Annotated in this window: 20 protein-coding genes; 3 read left to right on the top strand and 17 right to left on the bottom strand. The window is 45.9% G+C overall.

Annotated features, from left to right (window positions below):
* Positions 1-30: 30 nt before the first annotated feature.
* From L1D44_RS00905 to L1D44_RS00985, 17 genes are all read right to left on the bottom strand, one after another.
* A complete protein-coding gene (locus tag L1D44_RS00905) occupies positions 31-744 on the bottom strand; it encodes a nitrite reductase (protein ID WP_239888410.1) in 714 nt (237 codons plus the stop codon).
* 57 nt (positions 745-801) lie between these two features.
* Positions 802-1,587, bottom strand: a complete 786-nt coding sequence (locus L1D44_RS00910; RefSeq protein ID WP_239888412.1) for an FKBP-type peptidyl-prolyl cis-trans isomerase — start codon at positions 1,585-1,587, stop codon at positions 802-804.
* A 60-nt stretch (positions 1,588-1,647) separates the two neighbouring features.
* Positions 1,648-2,076, bottom strand: a complete 429-nt coding sequence (locus tag L1D44_RS00915) for a rhodanese-like domain-containing protein (protein WP_239888478.1) — start codon at positions 2,074-2,076, stop codon at positions 1,648-1,650.
* Between the two features lie 74 nt (positions 2,077-2,150).
* Positions 2,151-4,181 (bottom strand): cytochrome c3 family protein, encoded by a 2,031-nt coding sequence (locus L1D44_RS00920; protein ID WP_239888479.1) that lies wholly within the window; start codon positions 4,179-4,181, stop codon positions 2,151-2,153.
* A gap of 977 nt (positions 4,182-5,158) precedes the next feature.
* Positions 5,159-7,969: a hypothetical protein gene (locus tag L1D44_RS00925; RefSeq protein ID WP_239888414.1), complete on the bottom strand. Its 2,811-nt coding sequence runs from the start codon at positions 7,967-7,969 to the stop codon at positions 5,159-5,161.
* Between the two features lie 162 nt (positions 7,970-8,131).
* Positions 8,132-8,689 (bottom strand): DUF1629 domain-containing protein, encoded by a 558-nt coding sequence (locus L1D44_RS00930; protein WP_239888415.1) that lies wholly within the window; start codon positions 8,687-8,689, stop codon positions 8,132-8,134.
* 258 nt (positions 8,690-8,947) lie between these two features.
* On the bottom strand, positions 8,948-10,231 hold the full coding sequence (locus L1D44_RS00935) for a winged helix-turn-helix domain-containing protein (RefSeq protein ID WP_239888417.1): 1,284 nt from the start codon (positions 10,229-10,231) through the stop codon (positions 8,948-8,950).
* Positions 10,232-10,440: 209 nt separating this feature from the next.
* Positions 10,441-11,286: an ABC transporter permease subunit gene (locus L1D44_RS00940; RefSeq protein ID WP_239888419.1), complete on the bottom strand. Its 846-nt coding sequence runs from the start codon at positions 11,284-11,286 to the stop codon at positions 10,441-10,443.
* Between the two features lies 1 nt (position 11,287).
* A complete protein-coding gene (locus L1D44_RS00945) occupies positions 11,288-12,241 on the bottom strand; it encodes an ABC transporter ATP-binding protein (RefSeq protein ID WP_239888421.1) in 954 nt (317 codons plus the stop codon).
* The gene (gene nosD / locus L1D44_RS00950) at positions 12,238-13,569 is read right to left on the bottom strand and encodes a nitrous oxide reductase family maturation protein NosD (RefSeq protein ID WP_239888422.1); all 1,332 of its coding nucleotides are present in this window, start codon (positions 13,567-13,569) and stop codon (positions 12,238-12,240) included. The genes L1D44_RS00945 and nosD overlap by 4 nt, the downstream gene beginning before the upstream one ends.
* A gap of 45 nt (positions 13,570-13,614) precedes the next feature.
* Positions 13,615-14,103, bottom strand: coding sequence for a nitrous oxide reductase accessory protein NosL (locus L1D44_RS00955; protein ID WP_239888424.1), 489 nt, complete (start codon positions 14,101-14,103; stop codon positions 13,615-13,617).
* Between the two features lie 347 nt (positions 14,104-14,450).
* A complete protein-coding gene (nrfD, locus tag L1D44_RS00960; protein ID WP_239888426.1) occupies positions 14,451-15,398 on the bottom strand; it encodes an NrfD/PsrC family molybdoenzyme membrane anchor subunit in 948 nt (315 codons plus the stop codon).
* 2 nt (positions 15,399-15,400) lie between these two features.
* Positions 15,401-16,108 (bottom strand): 4Fe-4S dicluster domain-containing protein, encoded by a 708-nt coding sequence (locus L1D44_RS00965; protein ID WP_239888428.1) that lies wholly within the window; start codon positions 16,106-16,108, stop codon positions 15,401-15,403.
* Between the two features lie 84 nt (positions 16,109-16,192).
* On the bottom strand, positions 16,193-16,660 hold the full coding sequence (locus tag L1D44_RS00970) for a tetratricopeptide repeat protein (RefSeq protein WP_239888430.1): 468 nt from the start codon (positions 16,658-16,660) through the stop codon (positions 16,193-16,195).
* 292 nt (positions 16,661-16,952) lie between these two features.
* Positions 16,953-17,756 carry an FKBP-type peptidyl-prolyl cis-trans isomerase gene (locus L1D44_RS00975; protein WP_239888431.1) on the bottom strand — a complete coding sequence of 268 codons (804 nt, stop codon included), beginning with the start codon at positions 17,754-17,756 and terminating at the stop codon, positions 16,953-16,955.
* Positions 17,757-17,793: 37 nt separating this feature from the next.
* Positions 17,794-18,222, bottom strand: coding sequence for a rhodanese-like domain-containing protein (locus tag L1D44_RS00980; RefSeq protein WP_239888433.1), 429 nt, complete (start codon positions 18,220-18,222; stop codon positions 17,794-17,796).
* Between the two features lie 60 nt (positions 18,223-18,282).
* On the bottom strand, positions 18,283-20,319 hold the full coding sequence (locus L1D44_RS00985) for a multiheme c-type cytochrome (protein WP_239888481.1): 2,037 nt from the start codon (positions 20,317-20,319) through the stop codon (positions 18,283-18,285).
* 556 nt (positions 20,320-20,875) lie between these two features.
* On the opposite strand from L1D44_RS00985, the gene L1D44_RS00990 reads away from it, so the two are divergent.
* From L1D44_RS00990 to L1D44_RS01000, 3 genes are read left to right on the top strand one after another with little or no spacing between them, the layout of a single operon-like run.
* A complete protein-coding gene (locus L1D44_RS00990) occupies positions 20,876-22,858 on the top strand; it encodes a heme lyase CcmF/NrfE family subunit (RefSeq protein ID WP_239888435.1) in 1,983 nt (660 codons plus the stop codon).
* Positions 22,855-23,301: a cytochrome c-type biogenesis protein gene (locus L1D44_RS00995; protein WP_239888436.1), complete on the top strand. Its 447-nt coding sequence runs from the start codon at positions 22,855-22,857 to the stop codon at positions 23,299-23,301. The genes L1D44_RS00990 and L1D44_RS00995 overlap by 4 nt, the downstream gene beginning before the upstream one ends.
* Positions 23,294-23,878, top strand: coding sequence for a TlpA disulfide reductase family protein (locus tag L1D44_RS01000; protein WP_239888438.1), 585 nt, complete (start codon positions 23,294-23,296; stop codon positions 23,876-23,878). The genes L1D44_RS00995 and L1D44_RS01000 overlap by 8 nt, the downstream gene beginning before the upstream one ends.
* The last annotated feature ends 71 nt before the right edge of the window (positions 23,879-23,949 follow it).

Genomic DNA, 23,949 nt, shown 5'->3' on the forward strand with positions numbered 1-23,949 from the left:
TATTTATACTTATTAGGTTTTACGTGACTTTTACTCAGATGCAGCCACTGAACGATTAGCTAATTTTTGCTCGGCTCTATAAATTGCATTATTAATTGAGGCTCGGTTAAAGTTCTGCTTATCGCTTTTGAGTAGGGTCAGCCATTGCTCGATAGCTTTCTCATAGTCGCCATTTAGATAAGCGTGGGTGGCCAGTAACAGGCGAGATTGAGGCTCATATTCGTCGAGCGCTAAGGCTCTGGCGATAACCAAATCAATGTCTAAACTCATCTCTCTTTTATCGCGGTAGTACATGGCATTCGCTTTCATGCCTAGCACTGTGGCACTGTCGCCAGAGAGTGTGAGTAGGTCATCTAGGGTCTGCACCGACTCGCTATACAGGCCGCCATCCACATAGGATTGAGCCAAATTTAATAATGCAATTTCATTGCTAGGTTGCTCATTTACTTTCTTTGCGTTTTTATTGATCTCTGCGGTGATCAGATAATCAATATTTTCGTCTACCACTCCCTTGTTCCAGCCATCGAAATGACCAAGCTGTGCATAAATTAATAAGGTTGTTGTACAGAGCACTATGGACAGTCCAACGGCAATTTTAAAATCGGCCTGTTCAACGCCTTGGTCATTGCTGAAGGAATTAGCTACCGGCATTACACTAAGCTTTTGACTAGAGTGATGATGACGCAAAATTAAAGTGGTAACTGCACATAGGGTGACAGCAATACCGATAGCTAAACTGTTCATAGTGACTCTCTACAATCGAACTCTATAATCGAATTAACACTTAGTACGCTCTACTAACTAGTGGCCGCCGCCCATCATGCCACCCATGCCCATACCACTTAGGCCCATGCCATGAGCGTTTTCACCTGGCGCTTCCACTTTAACTAACTCCACCTCAAACACTAAGGTTGAGCTTGGTGGGATAATCCCTACCTGCTTATCGCCATAGGCAAGTGCAGCTGGAATAGCAAACTTGTAAGTTGAGCCTTCACTCATTAATGGAATACCTTCTTGCCAGCCTTCAATCACACTCATCAAGGCAAAGCGGTTTGGTTCATTGCGCTTATAAGAGTCATCAAACTCTGTACCGTCGATTAAGAAACCTTTGTAATGCACGGTAACCACATCTTGTGGGTTAGGCTTACGGCCTTCACCTTCGCTAATCACTTCGTATTGCAGACCTGACTCAGTCTCTTTTACACCATCTTTCTTTTTGTTTTCAGCTAGAAACTCATTGCCAGCTGTAACGTTTGCCAAGGCTATCTTGGCTTCAGCCGCTTCACGGGCAGCGTTTAGCTGCTCGGCGCGCTGGTTAAGGAAAGTGAGAATTTCTTCATCTGAAAACTGTGGGTTGTTTTTTAGTGCATCCACCACACCTTCAATCACTAGATCGACATCCACTTCAGCACCCAGCTCTGTTTGACTGTAGATTTGGCCAGAGATGTACTTACCTAATGAGGCGCCGATACTGTAAGACTCTTTTTGAACATCAGATGTCAGCTCGGTAGCGGCCATTGAATTGGCAGACATAAACAGGGTGAAACCTGTCACAACAGCTAGGGTAGTTTTTGTAAATGTTTTCATAATAATTATCTCTTTAAATCAATTCGGTACGAACTAGGTTTATGACCTAACATCCTGCTGTTATGGTTTTTCAGTTACTCGATTCGACAAGCGCCATCCGTATATTCCATCAGGCATTTGCAAAACGTTGGTGTAACCCATCTTCATCGCCTCATGAGCAGCAATTTCGCTGGCATTACATAGGCGGTTAGCGCAATAGAACACCATTACTGCATCTTTCTTAGCTGGCAGTAACTTTTTCCAATCTTTAACATTGAAGTAAATCGCACCTGGAATGAAACCTTCTGCCCAAAGCTCCAGCGTATTCACATCAAAGAAGTAGACGCCCTCTTTGCCAACTAAGGACTCAGCTTCCATCATGCTGATGGTAGTAAGCTGGTGCTCATAACGATGAGCAGGTGCCATCTCAGAACCACCACCTGCTAGACAGTTGGCTGAACTTGCAATTAACGTAAGGCTTAACAGAATTTGACCCAGTGCTTTTTTCATCATTTTTTTCTCTTTATTGCCTCGGCAATTATTGCAGTGCAATGCATGCCGAGGCGGTTAACTAGTTAGGCGGCTTATTTAGCTGCGTAACCTGTTCCATCTAGAATGTTTTGCGCTTGTGTTACATAAGTAAGTGCAGCATCTAGACGCTTCTGGCTATAACGGAAGCCATGCACACCCCAAGAACCATCTTTCTTGATTAGGTCAACAGTTTCTTGTGCCTTCTCAGCTAGCATTAGCACTTGAGTCTTGTCTTCAGTAGACAGCTTAGTGACTTCTAATAGCTGGTCGATGCGTACAAGAGCTTGCTCAACTTTCGAGAAAACTTCTTTAACAGGTGTTTGCATCTTCATTACTTCACCGTAGATCTCTAACTGGTCTTCGTAATGTAGGCCTTTTTCAAGTTCAGACTGGAACTGGCTGTGACAACCCTTGTTCTCAACCACGTCATGGTCAGAGATAGAGGTACGTGCACAAGACCACATTAAGTCTAAGTAGTTGCGACCTTCTTCGTTCTTAGCAACAGTCCAACCTTTACCAGCCTTAGGACCTTGAGTACGTGGCTCACCTTCTGGTGGGTTTAGGGTCTTCAGTGTTGGATCAACCTGGATCTTCCACATGTGTGACTTACGTACTGCGTCGAAACCAGCTTGGTCAGGGAACTGCAGTGCCTTGAAGTTTTCACAGCTACCCATGTTAGGCATGTGACAGCTTTGACAAGTTTGCTGGTTGTGTGTATCTGAGTTCTCAGCAATCAAAGTCTGTGCTTCGTGACAGTCTTTACAGTCTTTCTTAAGCTTTGGAGTAGTGAAACCTGACTGCCAATCGCCATCAGTCACTTCGTGTGGATCGTGACATGTAGTACAACGCATGCCCTTCTCGTAGTGCTCAGAGTTATACATCTGAGAGCCTTCGGTACCACATGATGGACATAGTGACTTCATCTTCACACCGAAAGCGTATTCACGCTTCTCTTGTGCTTGAGGCGTGTCAGCAAGTGTTGGGTCATACTGGAAACGCTGGTGACAACGTTCACAGTTAGACTGCATACCGCCAGTACCACCATCTAAGTGACCGCCCGCGCCATGACACTCTTCACAAGCAATACCACGAGAGATTGTGTGCTCTTGTAGCTTCTTAGGGTCGCCTAATGCGTCGAAGAACTCTTGCTTGTTTTGGAAGTCAAACTTGAACGTATGACAAACTTCACAGTAAGAACTTGCTGGTTGGAACAACATCTCTTTTTCGTACTTAGCACCGTATGAACTCATACCTTGCTGGTGCGAACCTGAACCACCGAAACCTGCTAGGGTTGTTGGGAATTCTGGAATAACATCGTTAATTTTCTTAGACATCTCTGGCGTTAACCATTCTGCCCAACCACGAGAGAACTGGTTAGCACCCGCAACCATCTTACCGCTACCGTCACGTAATAGACCGTCTCTGATGTGGTAAGTACCACGTACTAGCCACGCATCGATGAAACCGTATTTAGTACGTGGTGTACCAACAGTTGCATAGATCATGTCTGGCGTAATACCGTCTGGCAAAATAGACGTGTCTTTGGTGTTGTACATGGTCTTTTCAATATCGTTGTCCACTTCTGGGTGTTCACCAGGGAAACGAATTGTTTTAGCGTGACGCGAACGTTGCCACTTCTCATATTGAGTCGCATGACATTCGGCACACTTCTCAGGGCCAACGAAGTTGTTTGGATAATCTAGAATTGATTTCGCACCTAAACGATACTGAACTGCGCGAGGTGTACCTACGCGCTCACTATAGTTAGGGCTGTGGCCGGTATCTAAATACTCTTCACCACGGTCACTAATATGGTAATCACCAATCAAGTTGCCCGCTTCGTGGTATTTGAATACTGGGTGGTTTTCAAAAAGATAATTGAATAACTCTTCTTCTTGAACAATATAGTCCTGCAGCGTTTTCACGCCGTTGACTTGTTGCATACCGTCATAATTAGCAATAACCCCTTTAGCGGTTTTACCCATCTGAGGGATACTGTCGTATTTTCCAGCAGCGTTCGCATTGGCAATGGCACCAAAACAAAACAGCACGCTTAATGCTACCTTGTGTTTCCACCGTCTCATCATTCACTCCTACTTATCATTATTTTATTTTTTCACTGTTTTTTGTGGGCTTTTTTAAGCACACATTTTTAAAAACTAACCGTTCACCGATTGAGCTAGACAACTGAGCAAGGGCTATTTTCCACATAAAAAACAGTAAAAATCTGAGCTACAGCACAGTTAAAAATCCATTAGAAGCAATCAGATATAAAAACAGAATTTACGATATAAAACAATGAGTTAAATAATAATCAAGAGATCTTTTTAGATGTAAAATTCACAACTTTAGCTTTCTTGAATCGCAAAAAAGTTGCAAAACGGCGGGCAAAAATAAAACTAACAATGAGCAGATAAGCGCGCAAACTTAGACGCTATAAGGCCTCGCACGGTGATAACCATTAAGAGGTAGACTGAAGACGATACATTGCAGCAAAATAGTAGAAAGGTATCCGCCTAGATACCGAATAAGCTGTCAAAGGCCATTTAAAGGTGTTTTAAGGAGCGAATTTAAGGGACTAAAAGACTCAATATTGCTCAGGGTGGTGTGCTATCAATATGCAACACAGAAAGGGAAAGCTTGGGAAAGCCGCTTTAGCCGAGATGGCGTCAAGGAGTTTGCTTTAATAGGGGTCAAAATGGTTAATACACAGGCTACGCCTGAGCATGTACTCAAGCCTAACCTAACAACTATCATCGTAGGTTTGTAGCCCACGCGAGACCTAGAATAACGTTTCCAAACGCACGGTTCTCACCACCAAGCACGACACTCTCATCAAAAGCACCAAGGTAAACCAGCTAGCCATGAAAGGGCTTAAACAGCCCTTGCTCACCGTCTCAGCGTCCTTCGGGGAGTAGGTTTAAGCCAATATGGATTAACCGATAATGCTATCAACGGGGCAAGCATATATAAACGCAAAAAAATCCCCCGAGGTGGTTAACCTACGGGGGACTAAGGTGAGAATAACAGCCTAACTCTGGCTTAACAGCGCTTTCTGCTGTTAACTGCGATTACCAAATAGCTTACCAGCCAACTGCTTTACCGCGCTTGAGCAATCCTGTAGAAAGCTTTGCTTGCTGGGCTCTGGCAGTGACTCAATATCAGCGAGCATTTCTAGTAATTGCACCCGCTCATTTGCAGTTAACCAATCTTGCAGATCTGGTAAGCGGTTTTCGGTGGCCAATCGGCAAACAAATTGTTGCTGCTCATAACCCTCATGTACAGCGAAATACACTAATGCAGCCTCAGGTACGCCCGCTTTATCGAGCCAATTAAGTGCCCAATTTTGCTTAGCCACATCGAGCGCATCACCAATATCACTGTCGCCGTGGCGCTCATTGCCAACTTCTGCGTGCAGCCAACGCTCAGCCATTGTAATCTCACCCGCTTGAATACGGCTCGCCACATAAGCCTCTTCCATCGAAGAACGCCCTAACCAATGTAAGCCGCGCTTACCAAGTTGAGCTAAAAACAATGCCAAACGCTGTGCCATTTCCGGCGGCAACAACCAGACAAAATCTGCAGGCCCCACTTTACTGCGATACATAGGGTAAGGATTCCAGCCCTGCAGCTTTGGTTTATTCAACGCCTGCGGACTCAAGCTCTCTAAGCCCTCACCACTGACTAGATAAGCCATTACTTTGTCATACAAAGTTTGCGCGCTATCGTCCTCAAAATCTTCTTTTAAGGTATTGAGCAGAGCGACTTCAAACATCGGCATTATCGGTAATTCAAGCCCTGGATTGAGCGCTTTAAGATGTTGGAAAAATTCCAAAACCTGATCTTCACGACAATACTCCAGCTCACGCAATAACGCCTCGAACTGCTTAAGTTGCTGGCGTCCAATCATGCTGGTGTCAGTGCTATCGACTGCAGCATATTGCTCAACTTTGGCTGCGTAACGCTGGGCAAATCGGGCATTGGCCGGGCGATAATCGGCAACTTGCTGATCTGCCATTAGTGTGAAAGCTTCCAGCATAGAATCGCTGACGCCGAATTGCTGCAATAAATCAAATAGCGATGCCTCTGCATCTTGATCATCAATCGCCGCATACAAGCCATAATTAGCTTTAAATTTAATGACGCGATTAATTGCTCGCTGCGGTGCGATGGCTAACCACATCTGCCAGTGACGTTTAGCAAGCTGAACAACTGGGCTCGATGGTGCGAGTAGCTCCGAGCTCTGGCATTGACTAAACCGACTCGCGCTTTGCAGCAGCAAGGTGGTTAACATGCAGCGCTGACCTGCATCATGAGTAAACAAGTTCCAGTACGCTGCTTGCTTACTGCTAATTTCAGGCCCCGACTTACCACCATCTTTTGCCAAACCGCTACGTACTAGCTCAATCATTTTGGCGTCAACATCGGCACTAGCTGTTTGCTCAACATCTGACTCTACACCACAAAGCCACTGGCGCAGTGCTTCACAGTCTTCCTCGGCGACTCTGCAAAATTTAAGCACAAAATCACTCAGCAGTTGACTTAAGTGTTGCTCAAACCACTGGCCAATTGCCATGACTTCATCATCGCTTGGCTCTTGATGCAGTCGCAAGGCTAAATAAGTACTGCTGCCTAAATGCAGCGGCATATAGGGCAGCGCCTCAATAATCTCTTGGCCGTCACGATAGCCAAGCTCATCGTTAAGGCGTTCAAGTCGACTTTGGGTAATTAAATCAGTTCTTGGATGCAAGCAGGTAAAGATCTTACGGCCCGTTGCTTCATCCCACTCGATAACTTCAACTTCTGGTTCAGGGGCAACTTCTGGCTCTTGTTCAACTGCTGAAGAAGCTTCTATCTCATCCTCTGCAGCTTGTATCCAGGCTTGATAGGTATTATCTAGCCCATTACGCTGAGCTTCAGCGACCGAGAAATACCCAGACTCACTGTGAGCTTCTGTGAGCGTTGCAGCTAACGCGATGACTTCATCTTCGACCTTGGCGCCACAAATCAGCTGTTGCTTAACCCGCTCGCTCCACTCACCAGGTTCATCTTCAAGCTGCCAGCGCTCACATCCCACCGGCCACGCCCCCATGGTGCTGTAATACTCAAACAGCAACTCGGTCAAAGAGCTCGACTCGTCAGCAAATACCAATATAGGGCTAGTTTGCAGCCGCGCTATTAGCTCATTTTTAAAATAAGCGTAATCCTCAGGCTGAGACTGCAGGTGCGATAGCAAGTCTGCTTGAATTGCGTCATAGTCGATGTCTTCATAAAAATAGCGCCGCACCTCAGCGCCATCACACCAGACATAAGCCTTGATCAGCTCGCGACTCCAGCCATGCTTGCCAACTAAACGGCTAAGTAAGCTCAGCGGCGCAGTCATGGTTTGCGTATCCCAGTAAGGCACAAGGAAGCGACCTAACATAGGGCTGTACGAAATGTCGCTTTCAATCAACATATACAAGGCTTCGATGCCTAACGCGTTGTAGTCATCTATCCAGAGATCGTTAGAGTCATTGCGGCTACGGGAGAACGCCACTAACGCCTCAAGTGTTGCAACCACCTCTGGCATCAGCTCAGGGAAGTTCAGTGCCGCGCCAAATAGCACGGGCTCAGTGATATAGCTCTGCTGCTCGTCAAAGCGACAAGTATTTAAGGCCTGCTCAACTAAAGCGCGGTTAGCGCCAGCATCATCTAAATTAAGCGTCGAGCCATCCGTCTTAACAAACTGCACATTGAGCAACAGGTTCATGGTTAAGCGAAAGGCCGAACCATCGCTTATTCGCTGACGATACTCGGCAAGTGCACAGGTAATACTCTCAGGGGATTGGGGATCGACAACGATAGAAACATACTTATCAAACTGAGCCATACAGCGTCCTTGGCGATTGAATAGAAATAGAAAACAAATAGATAGCGGGTTAAAAGAGTACCTTGGTGCAAGGTAAAATGCGAATCAAAGTGATGGGATATGCGCTAGTGTCACAGATCAGTACTACAGCTTCGCGCTTCGCTTGAAAAAGGTCGTGAACACTTATCTTGTGCCCGCCCAAGCGTTCCAAGTCGTCACAGGGATAAAATGCACACCTAATAGATTGTGGGTCGCCAAGCTATCGACGATGGATTTGTGCACCACTGTGACCGAGCTATGACCGACTTTAAACATCAACCTATCGCTTAGATTGATATTGGCCAACTCATTTGACAGTAAGAATCTATCAACGCCTTTAATACTGCCTCTTCTTATCGTCACTTTTGACTTTTTATCATCAATGAGTAAAATAAAGTTGATGACTTTTAACAGGTAAAATTTTTCCGGTTTCTGGTCAATATTGGCAGGAATAAATTGCACGTAACTTAAATCAAATGTGCGTAGCACAGCGCAGAGCTTTTCACTCAGTAGATACTTGGGCGAGTAGTAAACATCGGCTAGTTCTTCACTGTCACCTTTAATCGTCATTTTGTACGCTAAAGTCTCATCAACAGACAGCAGCTGTCTTTTATTTTGAACCGTTTCTGTAAATTCATTGGCAGCATCAAGCAAGCCAAACTGACAGTCTTCAGTCCAAACGTAATAGTCTTCGTTAATCATCAATTATTTCTTCCAGTTAGACTTCGTCTAACAAACTATCTTTTGAGCAATCAGACTCTGCTTGATTGCACATATCGACAAAGCTCAACTGTGGAGCGCCACAGCCAAACAAAGGGCACAAAAAAGCCCACATAACCGTGGGCTTCCAAAGTGGGATTCCATCCCACGACGTTAGTAGTTAGACGCAGTCTAACTTATAAGTCAGGCGCAGCCTGATGTGTCACCAAACTTGACCTCGATATACTAATATCCAAAGAATTAGATATCGAATCTCTCATAATGGTACCAAGCCGTCACTTGGCCAAACAGCGGGATAATCCAAACCGCAGTCTTGTGATCCTGATGAATTCGGATGTAATACACCTCTTCATCCTTAATATCGCGCTTTCTCAAATCGCGATAAAAACGCACCGCCGAGTCATTGAGCTTATCGGGTTTAATCAGGTCTTTCTGCTCAACATTGACCTTAAAGATATCCGCCTCTAGGCCACCGATCATCCCCGAGTACTGTTTAAACTTGCCGCGGATCTTGTACTTAATCGGCGTGGTTAGACAGTCTTGGTCGGTAATACAGGTCGATGAGTGAAATTCACCGGTGTCTGACGAGTCATAGATCAGCGACATGTTGATATCGGCGCGGATCAGCAGCTCATCTTTAACCGGAAAATACACATCGGCCTGATAGTTATGCTCAAGCAATGCCCCACCCGTGTCAGTACTTTCAGGCAACATCACTCGGTTATAACGGATACGCTGCTCCATGGCACTGGAGAGATCGACAAACTCTTGCAGATTAAGCTCTGCAGGCTCTGACTCCACCGAGGTCAAGTTGATTAAGCCTTTACCCGCACACTGCTCTTTATCATTACCAGGGCAAAGCGCCATGGAGTAATTCTCGCCATCGGTAGCGGCATAGGCATTGAAATCTTCATGACAGGTCAAGAAGCTAGTATCTGGAAGTAGATGCTTCTCCCACATAAAGGGGTGTAGATGCTGTGCATCATCTTTGTAAAGCAGCTGAGCATCGCCCTTTAAGCCGCCAACCTGCAGCTCAAATTGCTCATCGGCACTCCAGCGAGCCAAGTTCTGCTGGGCCTTATGCGCATCGCTAAAATACCAAACAACCAATAGCAGTAGTAAAGCGATAACGATGCCGGAAATTTTGACTAAGAGTGACACATCGAAAATCGCAGCACGCATCGACTCGGCGTCATTGACCGCTAACATCTTTACATGGGATTGAGTCGAAATATGCAACTGATAACCACGGCGTGCGATGGTTTTAAGTTGTACCTCACGGTAAGCGTCAAGCTTCTTACGCAAGGTGCTAATGCACTGAGTGAGTGAGGTCACAGCAACGACGCGATCGGGCCATCCAGCACTAAGTAGCTCCTCTTTAGAGCAAACTGGCTTAGAAGATAGCAGAAGACGATGCAGTACTGCCGACTCGGAGAAGGTTAACACCACCTTCTTACCACTCACATGATCAACCAACTGGTGAGCTTCAGTATCTAACTCCAAATAAGGAGTGATTTTTAACACAACTAACCTCGACTACTTATTATGCGCAACTGGTTTATGAATGCGTAAATTTTACAACTAAGTGCTTAAGTAGAATGTGATTATTGGCTCAAAATGGCCGCCATTGTGCGGCCAATCATCGCCAGTGTTCACAGATTTAGAATTTAGTGATATTACTCATTTAGTTGTAGAGTATTTTCGGCCCTCTTAACGAGTTTATCTCGGCTGGTTCAAAGCGGCTTACGCTTAAAAATTCGATGCGAGATAAACGTCAAAGAGGTTATCCATAATAGGAATAAGCCGTACATCGCCGATAAGCCCCAATCTGTGGTCGCTATCATCGCCAAGCTACCTGTGGCGCCCTCTCCCTCAATTGCCACTAGATTGATCGCACGATAGAGATCCGTCGGACTCATGGCGATCAGAATATTAATCAAGAATTGATTGGCAAAGGAGAAATCTGATACCAACAAGGTCAGAAGCAACAGATCATAGATCAGCACAAACAGAAACCACAGCAGCAATAAACAACCGATCGCCTTAGCTTTCTCGGTGCATTTTAAGCTGACAATGTAACTCAACAGAATAAAGGTCAGAGCCAACAAGTTACTGCTAAGCAGGAACTGCATAAATGCCGCCACTAATTCGCCGCCATCGTACTGTTCCCCAACGAGTAACAGTAGCGCCGCCGTCAATCCAAAGGCTACGCCTGTTGCGGTTAACATCACTGTGATGTGGCCGAGTAGCTTACCGAAGATAATTTGTGATCGCGTCAACGGGTACGACAGTAGCAACAATAAGGTGCCCGCCTCCTCCTCGCCGACAAAGCTGTCGTAGCACAGCAAAATTGCCGCCAGCGGAATGATAAATACAGAGATGGTGGATAGACTACTCATTAGACTATCAAGCTCTGGTAGATACAGGCTACCTGTCACCGCGCTGCCAGCGAAGCTAACACTCAACGAGAGCAGTAAAAAAATACTGCCCATAAAGGTAAGCCAGCGATTACGAGAGCTATCACAGATCTCTTTATGGGCAATAATCAAAATCGGGGATTTAAGTCTATTCATCTGCATTCTATGACTGCTCAACCGAGGAGCGTAAGGCTTGCCCCATTAAATCGTGGTAAATATCTTCGAGCCTTGGCTCTTTAATCTCAAAATCAAATACTTGGCATTGAGTAACTAGGTGCTGAACCATTTCACTCTTTTGTGATGCTGCGATCTGCAACAAGCCATCTTGGTAAAACTTTTGCAGATACGCATTGCTCTTTACCCGCTCACTAAGTTCACTGAAATCGATGCTGGTCTTAAGCGTGCAGGCACTTCTCAGCTCAGCGCAGGAGCCCAGGGCGAGACGCTTACCTTTAGCCATGATCAGGGCGCGATCCAGATGGGACTCAGCCAGAGACAGCTCATGGGTTGAGATCACCACGGCGCAGCCCGCCTGCTTTAACTGATTAATTTTGCCGTAGAGGAACTGCGATGCCTGAGGATCTAGCCCCACGGTAGGCTCATCGAGTAACAGCACCTTAGGCTCTGATAAAATCGCCTGGGCTACCCCTAGTCGCTGCTTCATCCCTTTAGAATAGGTTTTTAGCTGTCGATGCTGGGCGTATTCGAGGCCAAACTCTTCGATAAGTGACACGACACGCTGCTGGCTCACGCCTTTCAACGCCGCAAAATAGCGTAACACTTCATACCCTGTCAGCTTGTCATAGAAGCTAGCATCTTCAGGCAGGTAACCGAGACACACGCTATTGCTGGCCTGACTAGCCTGAGCGTTTTGCCCCAATATATTCACCGAGCCCCTTGTTGGCAGGATCAAACCTAAGATGATTTTAATCAGGCTAGACTTACCCGCACCATTGTGACCGAGCAAAGCGAGGGTCTGGCCAGCCTCGACGTCAAAGCTGACACCATCGAGTGCGGTAAAATCGTTATATTTAAGGCTAACTTCGGTTAGCTGTATTGCGAGTTCTGACATTGTATTCTCATGATTAACCCCATGGATTTGGATCGCAGCGTTCATCGAAGGCGCTCCCCGTCTATGCTGTCCATGCTTAGCAGCGGAAAGCTATCGACAATCCCGGTAGCGGGGCCGAATTCAAACTGTCCTTGCACCCAACGAAGCAGCGCAACCACAGGGCTGTTCATCAAAAAGCGTGCCTCGGGGTAGAGCCAAAAAAGTTTATCTAGGTTGTCGTTAGGTCGGTAAGGTTTATCGGCGATACCGTCATGGTTTGCATCCCACCCCATATGGCCGCTCCAGTAGTTGCCACGGCCGTGATGACTCCACTCCAAGAGGGAGTCACCCACATATTTCACTTGGGTCTTGTTATTAACAAACTGATTGCCGTAGATCTTATTCTTCTCACCGCCCATGGCCATGTAGATGCCGATATCACTGGTGGCAAACAGGTTATGACTCACTTCGTTATCGCGGGCGCCGTAGATAAAAATCCCTTTGCCTTCATTACCGAGCTCTGCGGTTCCCTGAGGGTTATGGCCCAGCGACAGGCGGTTATTACTGACAATACAGTGGTTACTGATATTGAGTAGCACGCCAAAATCTAAGGTATTGGAAGCCTGATTTTGGTGCAGATTAACAAACTCTGAGCTCATGATGGCGTAGCCACCATCGACGTTATCCACCTGATTGCCATAGGCTTCATCATGCTTGGTATACATGTAGTGAATACCATACTGTGCAGAGTGAAAGCGGTTATCGTACACGAGACTATTGGTACTGGTTTCCAGATAAACACCATCTCTAACATGGGAGATTTGGTTGTCGTGAACCACAGGGGCGTCAACGCCTTTAAGGTAAACACCGTCTCCCCGATCAAGCTTATACAGCTCTGGATTACCTGAGATAATATTGTTTACAACCCTGATATGGCTTGAGTTCTCTGCATAAATACCGAAGCCACTACCACTAAGACGGCTAGAGTCAATACGCACTCGGTCTGCCTTATCTTGTAGCAATATGCCGGAATCGCGTTCATAGAGATCGCCACCCCAGTTTTGGATCTGTAGCTTAGAAATGGTCACATCTGAAACATAAACGGTAATCGCGCTCCCGATACCGCCTGCATCAATAATCGCGCCCTTTTCCCCCGTTAGGGTTATAGGCTGATGAATGGCAAAATGGCCCGAATATACTCCCGCTTTCAACGTGAGCGTATCGCCGGCTTTTACGCTCTTAAGTTGCTGCTTAAGGCCTTCGGCGTTCGCCACCGAGTAGCTCTTAGCGATGGCAAGCGGGCAAATAAACAGGCAGAAGCAAGTGCTAAGACAGAGCTGTTTCGCTGCCTTTCTCAAACTGCTCTGCACTTGCTCTGAACCAAGATTAATCATGAGTTTCTTCATACTTTAGTATGTACAAAAGTAAGTAACGACTTACTATTCACCTGCTAACAGGGCAATATCAATCTTTTCATAGGGTAATACGGCGCCGCCAAACTCTTCGGCAAACTTAACCGCATCCTCTTGATTCTTAAAGCTAGCGACCGCAGGCCCCATCACAGCTTTTTTAATCGTGCCGTAGACATACCAAGCCTTAGTTGCTTCAGTAAAAGCTTCATCTTTAGGCTGTTCCCAGTCTGTAGCTGCGACGTCATGGACAAATAGCGCTTCAATTTGACGTTTGTTTTCTGGCTGCAGCGCGAAGTTAAACATGTCGCGAGTCGAGCAAAACTTAGGGACTACGTCCTGCCCTTTTAGGTGTACTTGCCCCTTAGGGCCTGGATACTTGGTGATCATCATGCCGCACAGATGGCAACGGTCATGTTCATGAATGGCCTCAGCCGTGTATTGCTTGGCATCGGCATTACTGTCGCTGCAGGCACCGAGCAAGGGTAAAAGGAATAACAAACAGATTAGCTTTTTCATTTTCTCTCCAAGTTCCATCATGCTTTCAGGCTAGCCCTTCGATAGCCTTGCAGGGGCGACACTCGAAGGGCAAGCTTACTCACAGCTAGCGCAATTAATTGCTGTAAAGCTAAAGCGAATAGTTCATCAAGCGCCCATAGGGAAAAGCGCTTAACGAGCCTATGCCTCAACACCACCACAATTTAAACTTGCTAGCACTATTAGTATTGAGTCTTTGGTCACTCCACCGCTAAGACATAGCCTCAGCGATTGGGGAGGAGTCACCGCAGACTCGCTACTCATTTTTGTTGGATTTATCGATAGCAGAGTTAACTTAGGGGTCGTTAACTTGCTAGCAATCAATCCGACTAGATGGCATTTAACTGACCAGCGTAAATGATGAATAAACGCAGGCACATCATGCCAACTACTGCACACATACCAGACATGAAAAACGCTTTAGCCGAATGGCTGAACGCTTTACCTGTGGCGAAGTTAAGCAGTAGTGGACCAACAAAACCAATACCCACAACACCAATCCAGAACACATTGGCCCAAACACCGGTATGGAATCCAGCGAATGCAGCTTGTGCACCTTCATTACCTGTTGCCAAAGACATGATAATCATGAATAGGAACAGGGCTTCTGCCGCCATTACTGGCCATTCTAGGCCGTGTAATGTGTGCATATCTTTGCTGTGTAGGTCTTCTTTAAATACTGATACTGCAATCATTTTTGCAGCTGCAGCACCGGCAGATAGACCTGACGCAACAAATAGCGCAGGCAATACTGAGGTATTGATAATAGGGAAGCGAATTAACGCAGAGATCAAGAAGCCGGTGTAAGCACACACTGACATAGCAAGTACCAGTACTAGCTTTTCAGATGGCGCACGAATACCGCGTAACTTGTCGATAATTGGCAACAAGAAGTGCAACGGCTTGTAGGCTTTGATCTCTTCTTCTAGTGCGAACAGTGTCACCAACGCTACCAAAGGAATGTATGCAGACAGGGCGATAACACCCACAGACATCACTGAGTTTAGGTTGTAGAACACCAAGATTCGCCAGAAGAACAGCGGGTTTGTTAAGTCTAGAACTAGACAGATCATACCCAGTGCAATCGTCACTAATGAAACTAAAGACGCCGCCTTAAGGAAAGGCGTGTTTTCAGTTTGCTTCTTATAAAAACGAATGAACAGCGCTACCGCTAATGCACCACCAGAGATACCAGCAAAGAACAGGTAAACCGCAATAGGCCAAGGCCAAGCGATGCCTTGTGAAAGGCCCATTGTAAATTCAATATTACCGTCCATGACTATACTCCTAGCTTCACAATAGGGATGTAACGCAGGCTAGGTTCAGTACCGAAGCCCGGCTTAATACGTACCGAGTCCTTAACTGCTAATAGCTTGCTCACATATGAAGTTGGATCGTTTGCATCGCCAAAGATCAGCGCATCGTAACGGCACTGCTGAACACAGGCTGGTAACTCGCCAATAGCAAGCTTGCTGTTTAGGCAGAAGTCACAGTTGTCGGCTACGTCAGTTTCTTTGTTGATAAAACGTGCATCGTAAGGGCAAGCACCGATACAGTATTTACAACCGGCACATTTCGCCGCATCCATGGTCACAATGCCGGTCTTCTCATCGCGATGTGCAGCGCCTGTTGGGCAAACTGTTACGCAAGGAGCATTCTTACATTGCTGACATGAAACACGCACAAACTTACGCTGACAACCACAGTCAGTTGTTTTACCGCAGTGTGGACAAGGTTGACCTTCAACGGCGCTTGATTGCTCTTCCATTAACAGGCGAGATTTACCTTCTGGCAAGTGGTTAGCCTTGTTACAGGCTTCCTTACACTCACCGCAACCAACACATTTGTTTTGGTCGAAAACCATTACATAGTGCGGCTTGTTGGTATCTTCCTTGTCTTTGACCGAGCTACACCCAAGCGGTGCCAATATCAAAGAGCTGGCTCCTAGACCTTTAAGGAACCTCCGTCTCTCTAGATTTTCACTCACAGCATCCTCCGATTATCGGTATTAAACCGACACGTTATTTTTTTAATTTAATATTTTTCTAGCGTTTATTTAGGCGTTAATGAGTTAGTCGAAACCAACTTGCGTGAGTTTTTGCTTAGACTTTTCAATCGCAAAATTAATAGCGTCACGATTAAACACCTGAACCTTATTGGTTAACACAATATTCCAGTTATCTATCGCCTTCTGGTAGTTACCATTGAGGTAAGCATCATTGGCGATGAGTAAGCGGGTATTGAGCTCTTCGTGATGCAGAGTTAGCGCCCTCGCGATCACTAAAGAGGTGTCCATGTTGATTACCCGACCATCTCGGTAGTACATGGATGATGCTTTTAACCCTAAGGCCTCAGTGTTCTCGCTGTTAATCACCAGCAATTTATCTAAGGTTTCGATCGCATCTTTATATAAGCCACCATCGATATACGACTGGGCTAAACCTAACAACACCAGTGGATCATCAGGATTCTTTTCGGCGAGCTTCTGTCCCTTGTTGATATCGGCAACAAGCAGATAATCGACATTGTAGTCAACCATGGCTGAATCCAAGTTTTGATATCGACCTAACGTCAGATAGAGAAAAACAGACACGCTAATTAGAAATAAACTAATGAATCCAAAAGGATAATTATTGTTTGAGCTCACATCATTTGGCGCGATGCAACTATTAGAGTCAAAACGGTTCCCAACCTCATTCTGCAAGTCTTGGATCTTGGTGCCATATCTAAAATGATGGCAAAAAAGAAATGCCGACGAACAAAATAAAACAATTGAGATACTTATAAGCAAGGTATTCATTTTGACTCTATATCAATAATTAATATCAAATTTATTTGTGTGGATTGGCGCCCATCATGCCGCCCATCATGCCGCCCATACCCATGCCACTTAGACCCATGCCGTGAGAGTTCTCACCTGGCTCTTCAACCTTGACCAATTCCACTTCAAATACCAAAGTAGATTGAGGCTGAATCATGCCAACAACACGTTCACCGTATGCAAGTGCAGGCGGAACTGTTAACTTAAATTTTGACCCTTCAGGCATTAAGGCAAGACCTTCTTGCCAGCCTTCAATAACGGTAACTAATGAGAAACGGTTCGGTTCGTTACGGTCGTAAGTGCTGTCAAACTCTGTGCCGTCAATCAAGCTGCCTTTGTAGTGCACGGTGACAACATCATTGCCCTGCGGCATCTTGCCTTCACCCATAGTTAGCACTTCATATTGCAAACCAGACTCCGTCTGCTTTACTTGACTGTTTTTGCGGTTTTCAGCCATGAAAGCCTCACCAGCAGCTAAGTTTTTAGCTGTCAGTGCATCTAACTTGACCTGCTTGGCCGCATTTAGCGTTTCAGCACGCTGATTTAGGTAAGTGACGATCTCTTCTTTAGACATTTTAGTTTCGTCCTTTAAAGCATCGAGTAAACCACCAACCAACACATCCATGTTTACTTCAGCGCCTAGCTGAGTTTGGCCATAAATCTGACTAGAGATATGATGACCAAATGAAGCACCGATACTGTACGATTCCTTTTCAACGTCAGTGGTCAGGTCGCTATTAGCGAAACACGACACCGATACTGACATGGTTAGACAAGACACAACGGCCAATACACTTTTTTTAAGCTTTTTCATACAATTAATCTCACTAAAAATAAATTTACATAATCCGTTATGGCTTTTCTGTTACTCGATTCGCTAAACGCCAGCCGTAGATCCCATCAGGCATTTGCAGAACGTTGGTATACCCCAACTTCATCACGTGTCGAGCAGCAATTTCACTGGCATTACAAAGACGGTTTGCACAGTAGAAAACCATGAGTGCATCCTTGTTTTTTGGCAGCAAGTCTTTCCAATTTTTTACGTTGAAATAAACAGCGCCTGGAATGAATCCTTCAGCCCATAACTCCAATGTATTGACGTCGAAGAAGTAGACTCCCTCTTTGCCCACTAAGGTCTGTGCTTCTACCATGGTGATCGTATTTAACGGCTCATCATAATATTTAGCAGGGCCCATCTCTTGACCACCGCCGGCATAACTGCCCGCCGATAGCATTGACAAAAAGACGGTGAAAACGACACTTCCCAGTACTCTATTCATAGTTTCTCTCTTAGTTACCTCAACCTAAGCGCACCTAGGTTGAGGCAGGTATTAACTCAATTACATCTTTTTAGCGCTGTAACCAACACCGTCTAGAATGTTCTGAGCTTGGGTAACATAAGTTAGGGCTGCGTCTAGACGCTTCTGGCTGTAACGGAAGCCATGAACACCCCATGAACCATCTTTCTTGATTAGGTCGATAGTTTCTTGTGCTTTCTCAGCTAGCATTAGGACTTCAGTCTTGTCTGCAGTAGACAGCTTAGTCACTTCTAGTAGCGTATCGATGCGCTCAAGAGCTTGTTCAACTTGTGCGTACACCTCTTTAACAGGTGTTTGCATCTTCATCACTTCGCCGTAGATCTCTAGCTGGTCGTTGTAGTGCATGCCAGTTTCTAGCTCAGACTGGAATGGGCTGTGACAACCCTTGTTATCCACAACGTCTTTGTCAGAGATAGCAGTACGAGCACATGACCACATTAAGTCTAAGTAGTTGTGACCTTCTTCGTTCTTAGCAACAGTCCAGCCTTTAACGCTTGAATCACGTGGCTGACCAGCAGGTGGGTTCAGAGTCTTACGCTCTGGGTCGATATCGATCTTCCACATGTGTGAACGACGTACGGCATCGAAACCTGCGTTGTCTGGGAACTGAATCGCAGCGAAGTTTTCACAGCTACCCATGTTAGGCATGTGACAGCTTTGACAAGTTTGGTTGCTGTGAGTGTCTGTGTTGTCAGCGATTAGCGCTTGCGCTTCGTGACAGTCAACACAGTCTTTCTTCAGCATTGGCTTAGAGAAACCAGATAGGAAGTCACCATCAGTCACTTCGTGTGGATCGTGACAGGTAGTACAACGCATGCCTTTCTCGTAGTGAGCAGAAGCAAACATCTGTGAACCTTCAGTACCACATGATGGACAAGCAGACTTCATGTATACGCCGAACGCGTATTCCATCTTCTCTTGTGCCTGTTCTGTGTCAGCTAGCTCATCAACGAAGAAGAAGCGCTGGTGACAACGTTCACAGTTAGACTGCATGCCGCCAGTACCGCCATCTAAGTGACCGCCCGCGCCATGACACTCTTCACAAGAGATACCCTTAGAGATAGTGTGCTCTTGAAGCTTCTTAGCATCGCCAAGTGCGTCGAAGAACTCTTGCTTGTTTTGGAAGTCAAACTTGTAGGTATGGCACATTTCACAGTAAGAGCTGCCTGGTTGGAATAGCATCTCTTTCTCGTACTTAGCACCGTATGAAGTCATACCCCACTGGTGAGAACCTGATGCGCCAAACTCTTCTAGCGTCACTGGGAACTCAGGGATTGCCTTGTTAATCTTCTTAGCCATCTCAGGAGTTAGCCATTCAGCCCAACCACGAGAGAACTGGTTACCACCGGCAACCATCTTACCTGTGCCTTCAGATAACAGACCGTCACGTACGTGGTAAGTACCACGAACTAGCCATGAGTCAAGGAAGCCGTACTTAGTACGTGGTGTACCGATAATCGCGTACACGTCGTTAGCACGAACACCATCTGGTAGCATAGAAGCTTCACTACCGTATAGCTTGGCGTTCAAGTCACCGTTTGGTACTTCTTTATCAGTAATTTCACTTGGGAAACGAACTACGTTTGCGTGACGCGAACGTTGCCATTTCTCGAACTGAGTCGCGTGACACTCACCACACTTCTCAGGTCCAACGAAGTTGTTTGGGAAATCCAATGTCGATTTGGCACCTAGACGGTACTGAACCGCACTTGGGCGACCCACACGCTTACTGTATGCCTGGCTTCCGCCAGTATCTAAATATTCTTCACCACGGTCACTAATATGGTAATCACCAATTAAGTTGCCTTCCTCTTGATATTTGAACATTGGATGGTTTTGAAATAAGAAATCAAATAACTCATCTTCTTGAACAATATAGTCGTGCAGTGATTTAACACCTATCGTTCTCTCTGTACCTGCATAGTTTGCAATTGCATTCTTAGCAGACTCACCCATTTCAGGAACGCTATTGTACTTGCCACCAGCGGCATTTACAGCACCAACAGCGCCGAAACAAAACAGCACGCTTGCGGCTGCTTTAAGTTTCCAACTTTTCATCATCACTCCTAGTTATAACCTAGTTATAGTATTTTCATCATCATTCAACTAAGGCACTCTCTTGTTTAGCTGAACCACTGAACAATTGAGTTGAGGCTATTTTCCACATCTTTTTTGCGAAAAATATGCGTCACCGCAAAAAATGAGATCTAGGAAAATACAGATAGTAAAAAATCGCTGAAAACAAAATTAAAACAATAACTTACACCAATATATGGCGCAGGTTTTTCACTTGTAATTCGTTTTTTTGATATCTAAAAGCTTGTAAAAAAAGGCTATTTACATATGAAAAAATATCAGATGTGGAATGGGGTTTGATAAAGGCTAGAGAGGTCACAAAACACTTCACTAATATAACCTACCCTAAGCCAAACGAGTAAGATCCGGCTTAAATAGAATGGCTAAAATAAAGATAATTTAAAAGAGTGTTAATTGAGATCAACTTTATTAGCCGATCATTTAACGCGCAACCATTTATAAAGCCAAATAATCACCAACGTTTAAAAGCAAATTATATTTACACAACATTTTCTTAGAACATAGAGAATTTAATAAGATGATTCCAGAACTCGGACTTATTTTTCTAATTATTAGTACGGTGTCAGCCTTAATGCTGTCATTTATTCCGCTCTATGCTTCTTATACTAAAAATAGCTATCTATTTAGCTATGTAAAGACGCTCACCGCCCTGATGACGGTCACCATTAGCGCCTCTATTTTATGTCTATTGATATCGTTTCTTACCAATGACTTCTCGGTGGCTTATGTTGCCAACCACTCCAACACTCAGTTAGCCACTTTATACAAGGTCGCCGCAGTTTGGGGCAGCCATGAAGGCTCTATGCTATTTTGGGTGGTCGCAATCGCGATTTGGGGCTGCTTAATCGTGTTCTCATCACGCTATCAGGACCCGTTATTTATTGGGCGCATGATTGCTATATTGGCGTTTGTGATTGCTGGCTTTAACCTGTTCATGCTGTTCACCTCAAATCCATTTGCCCGCTTACTACCCAACTTCCCGATAGAAGGGCGCGACCTTAACCCCATTTTGCAAGACATAGGTCTTATCTTCCATCCGCCGATGTTGTTCCTCGGCTATGTCGGCTTGACGATTACCTTTGCAGCGGCAATTGCGGCTTTGCTTGGCGGCAAGTTTACTCAGCAACACGCTAGCTACCTGCGCCCATGGGTATTAATGGCGTGGGTATTTCTAACCGGTGGTAATGCCTTTGGTTCATGGTGGGCCTATAACGAACTTGGCTGGGGTGGATGGTGGTTCTGGGACCCGGTAGAAAACGCCTCTTTTATTCCTTGGCTTGTGGCCACAGCACTTTTGCATAGCGTGGTACTGAGTCAGCATCGCGGCAGCTTTAAGGTCACCACGTTATTGCTCTGCCTGCTAGCCTTTTCCTTAAGCTTGCTAGGCACCTTCTTAGTACGTTCAGGCATAGTGCAATCGGTACACGCTTTTGCCTCAGACCCGACTCGCGGTATGTCTATTCTGTTCCTTTTAGGCGTCTTTGTTTGTGGTGCACTGACCCTGTTTGCCCTAAAGGCTAACTTGATAAAATCAAAATCAGACTTTGCGCTCGTCTCCCGCGACAGCTTGATTCTGCTGGGTAATATCGTGTTAGTGGTGGCGGCGATTTCGGTGCTACTGGGCACCTTCTACCCCTTGCTATTTGAGCTATTAAACCTTGGGACGCTTTCAGTTGGTGCCCCTTACTTTAACAGCATGTTCGTGCCATTAACCTTTGTCGCCGTACTATTAATGGGTGCCGCCCCTTTGCTCAAGTGGCAGAAACAATCGCTTAAGCCGCTAAAGCCGTTACTGTTGCTATTTGCCGCCGCAGCCGCGATCGGTATTCTCTTTGCGCTGCAAACCCGCGACGGTTTTAACCCTTGGGTATGGATTGGTGTCACTTCAGCGAGCTGGATATTCCTCACCCTTGGCTACTTAGTGTTTAGCTTACGTTCGCAGGGCACTGCGAAGATTGCTAAGAAAGCAGCCATGCTGATCGCTCATTTGGGTGTAGCGGTAAGCATTATCGGTGCGACCGCCGTGTCTAACTTTGAAACCCAAGAACTACTCAGAATGGGGCCAGGGCAAGGTAAGGTCGTGGCAGGCTACACCTTTGTCTATGAAGATACTGTCGATGTCGATGCCACTAGCTATACCGCTATTCAGGCCAATATTCGTGTCACCGATAGCGATGACAACTTCATCGGCTATATCACGCCCCAACGTCAAACTTTTAAAACGAACGCTATGGAGGTCTCAAAGGCGGGCATCATGCGCAACTTTGCCCGAGATCTATATGTCTCCAGTGGTCAGCAACTTAGCGAGACGGAATACCTTGTACGCATCAGCCATAAGCCGTTGGCCTGTTGGATCTGGATTGGTGGTTTGATGATGATGTTCGGTGGCGGTATCGCCGCTTTCTCGGGTCTTTATAGCCTAAGTCGCACACAGGCGAGATCGAAAACAATGCAGTACACAGCTACAGCCAATACACTCGAAGCTAAGGAGCTAGCATGAGCAAAGCATATACATCTACGCTAGCTGGCTTACTGGCAGGCCTAGCCATCTTGCTTTGTATCAGCATCTCGGCTCAGGCGGCCTCAGACAAAATCCATTACACCCCAGACCAAATTCGTGACTTGGGTTTTGAGATTGCCCATGAGCTACGCTGCCCGATGTCGGTCAATCAGAACCTATTTGACTCAGGCGCGCCTATCGCCAGTGAGCTGAAGGGACAGATCTTTTTGATGCTAGAGCAAGGTGAGTCAAAGGCTGAGATCATCGATTTTCTGGTGCAGCGCTATGGCGAAAAAATCAGGTATCAACCTAGCTTTTCGGCGGCTACTGCCCTGCTCTGGTTTGGCCCCATTCTTCTGCTTCTCGGTATTGTTGGCATCGCCGCCGTATTAATCCGTGAACAACGTAAACATCAAGATACTAATGGTAATACCTATGAATAAAACACATTTACTCAGCTGCTTACTGGTTTTCTCGTCTTTACTTATGCCAGCGCAGGCCCAAGTGGTCACGAAAAAGGTCTACAACACAGGTAAAGCGATTGAAAAACCACTGATCATGTCACGCTTTATCGAGATGCAGTCCGCTCGCGCCGTGCCCGATGTGAGCTTTACCGACACTCAGGGTGGAAAGATAAACCTCAAGCAATTTAAGGGCAAATTGGTATTGGTAAACCTGTGGGCGACTTGGTGTGCACCTTGTATTAAAGAGATCCCACAGATGGAAAATATCCGTCAGGTGAACAAGAATAACGACTTGGTAGTGGTGCCTATCTCTATCGATGAAGAGAGTGACAAGGTGCAGGCCTTCCTAGACCGCCATGAACTTGGTCATTACCAAACTTGGTTAGATCCGAAGAAAACTATCGACCAGGTGATGCCAGCAGACGTGGTACCTGCCACCTATGTATTTGACGGTTCAGGCAACCTAGTTGGCTTCCTACGTGGTTACCTTGATTGGGGTGACAAAGAGGTGCAGCCGTATCTTGAGAAGCTCACCGCCAAATATGCACACCGTTAAGTTTAGATTTTAGGTCCTAGGTCCTAGGTCCTAGGTCCTAGGGTGATTTGAACATTGCTTTCCTCGCTAAA

The organism is Shewanella sp. Isolate13 (assembly GCF_022398325.1).
GTDB lineage: Bacteria > Pseudomonadota > Gammaproteobacteria > Enterobacterales > Shewanellaceae > Shewanella.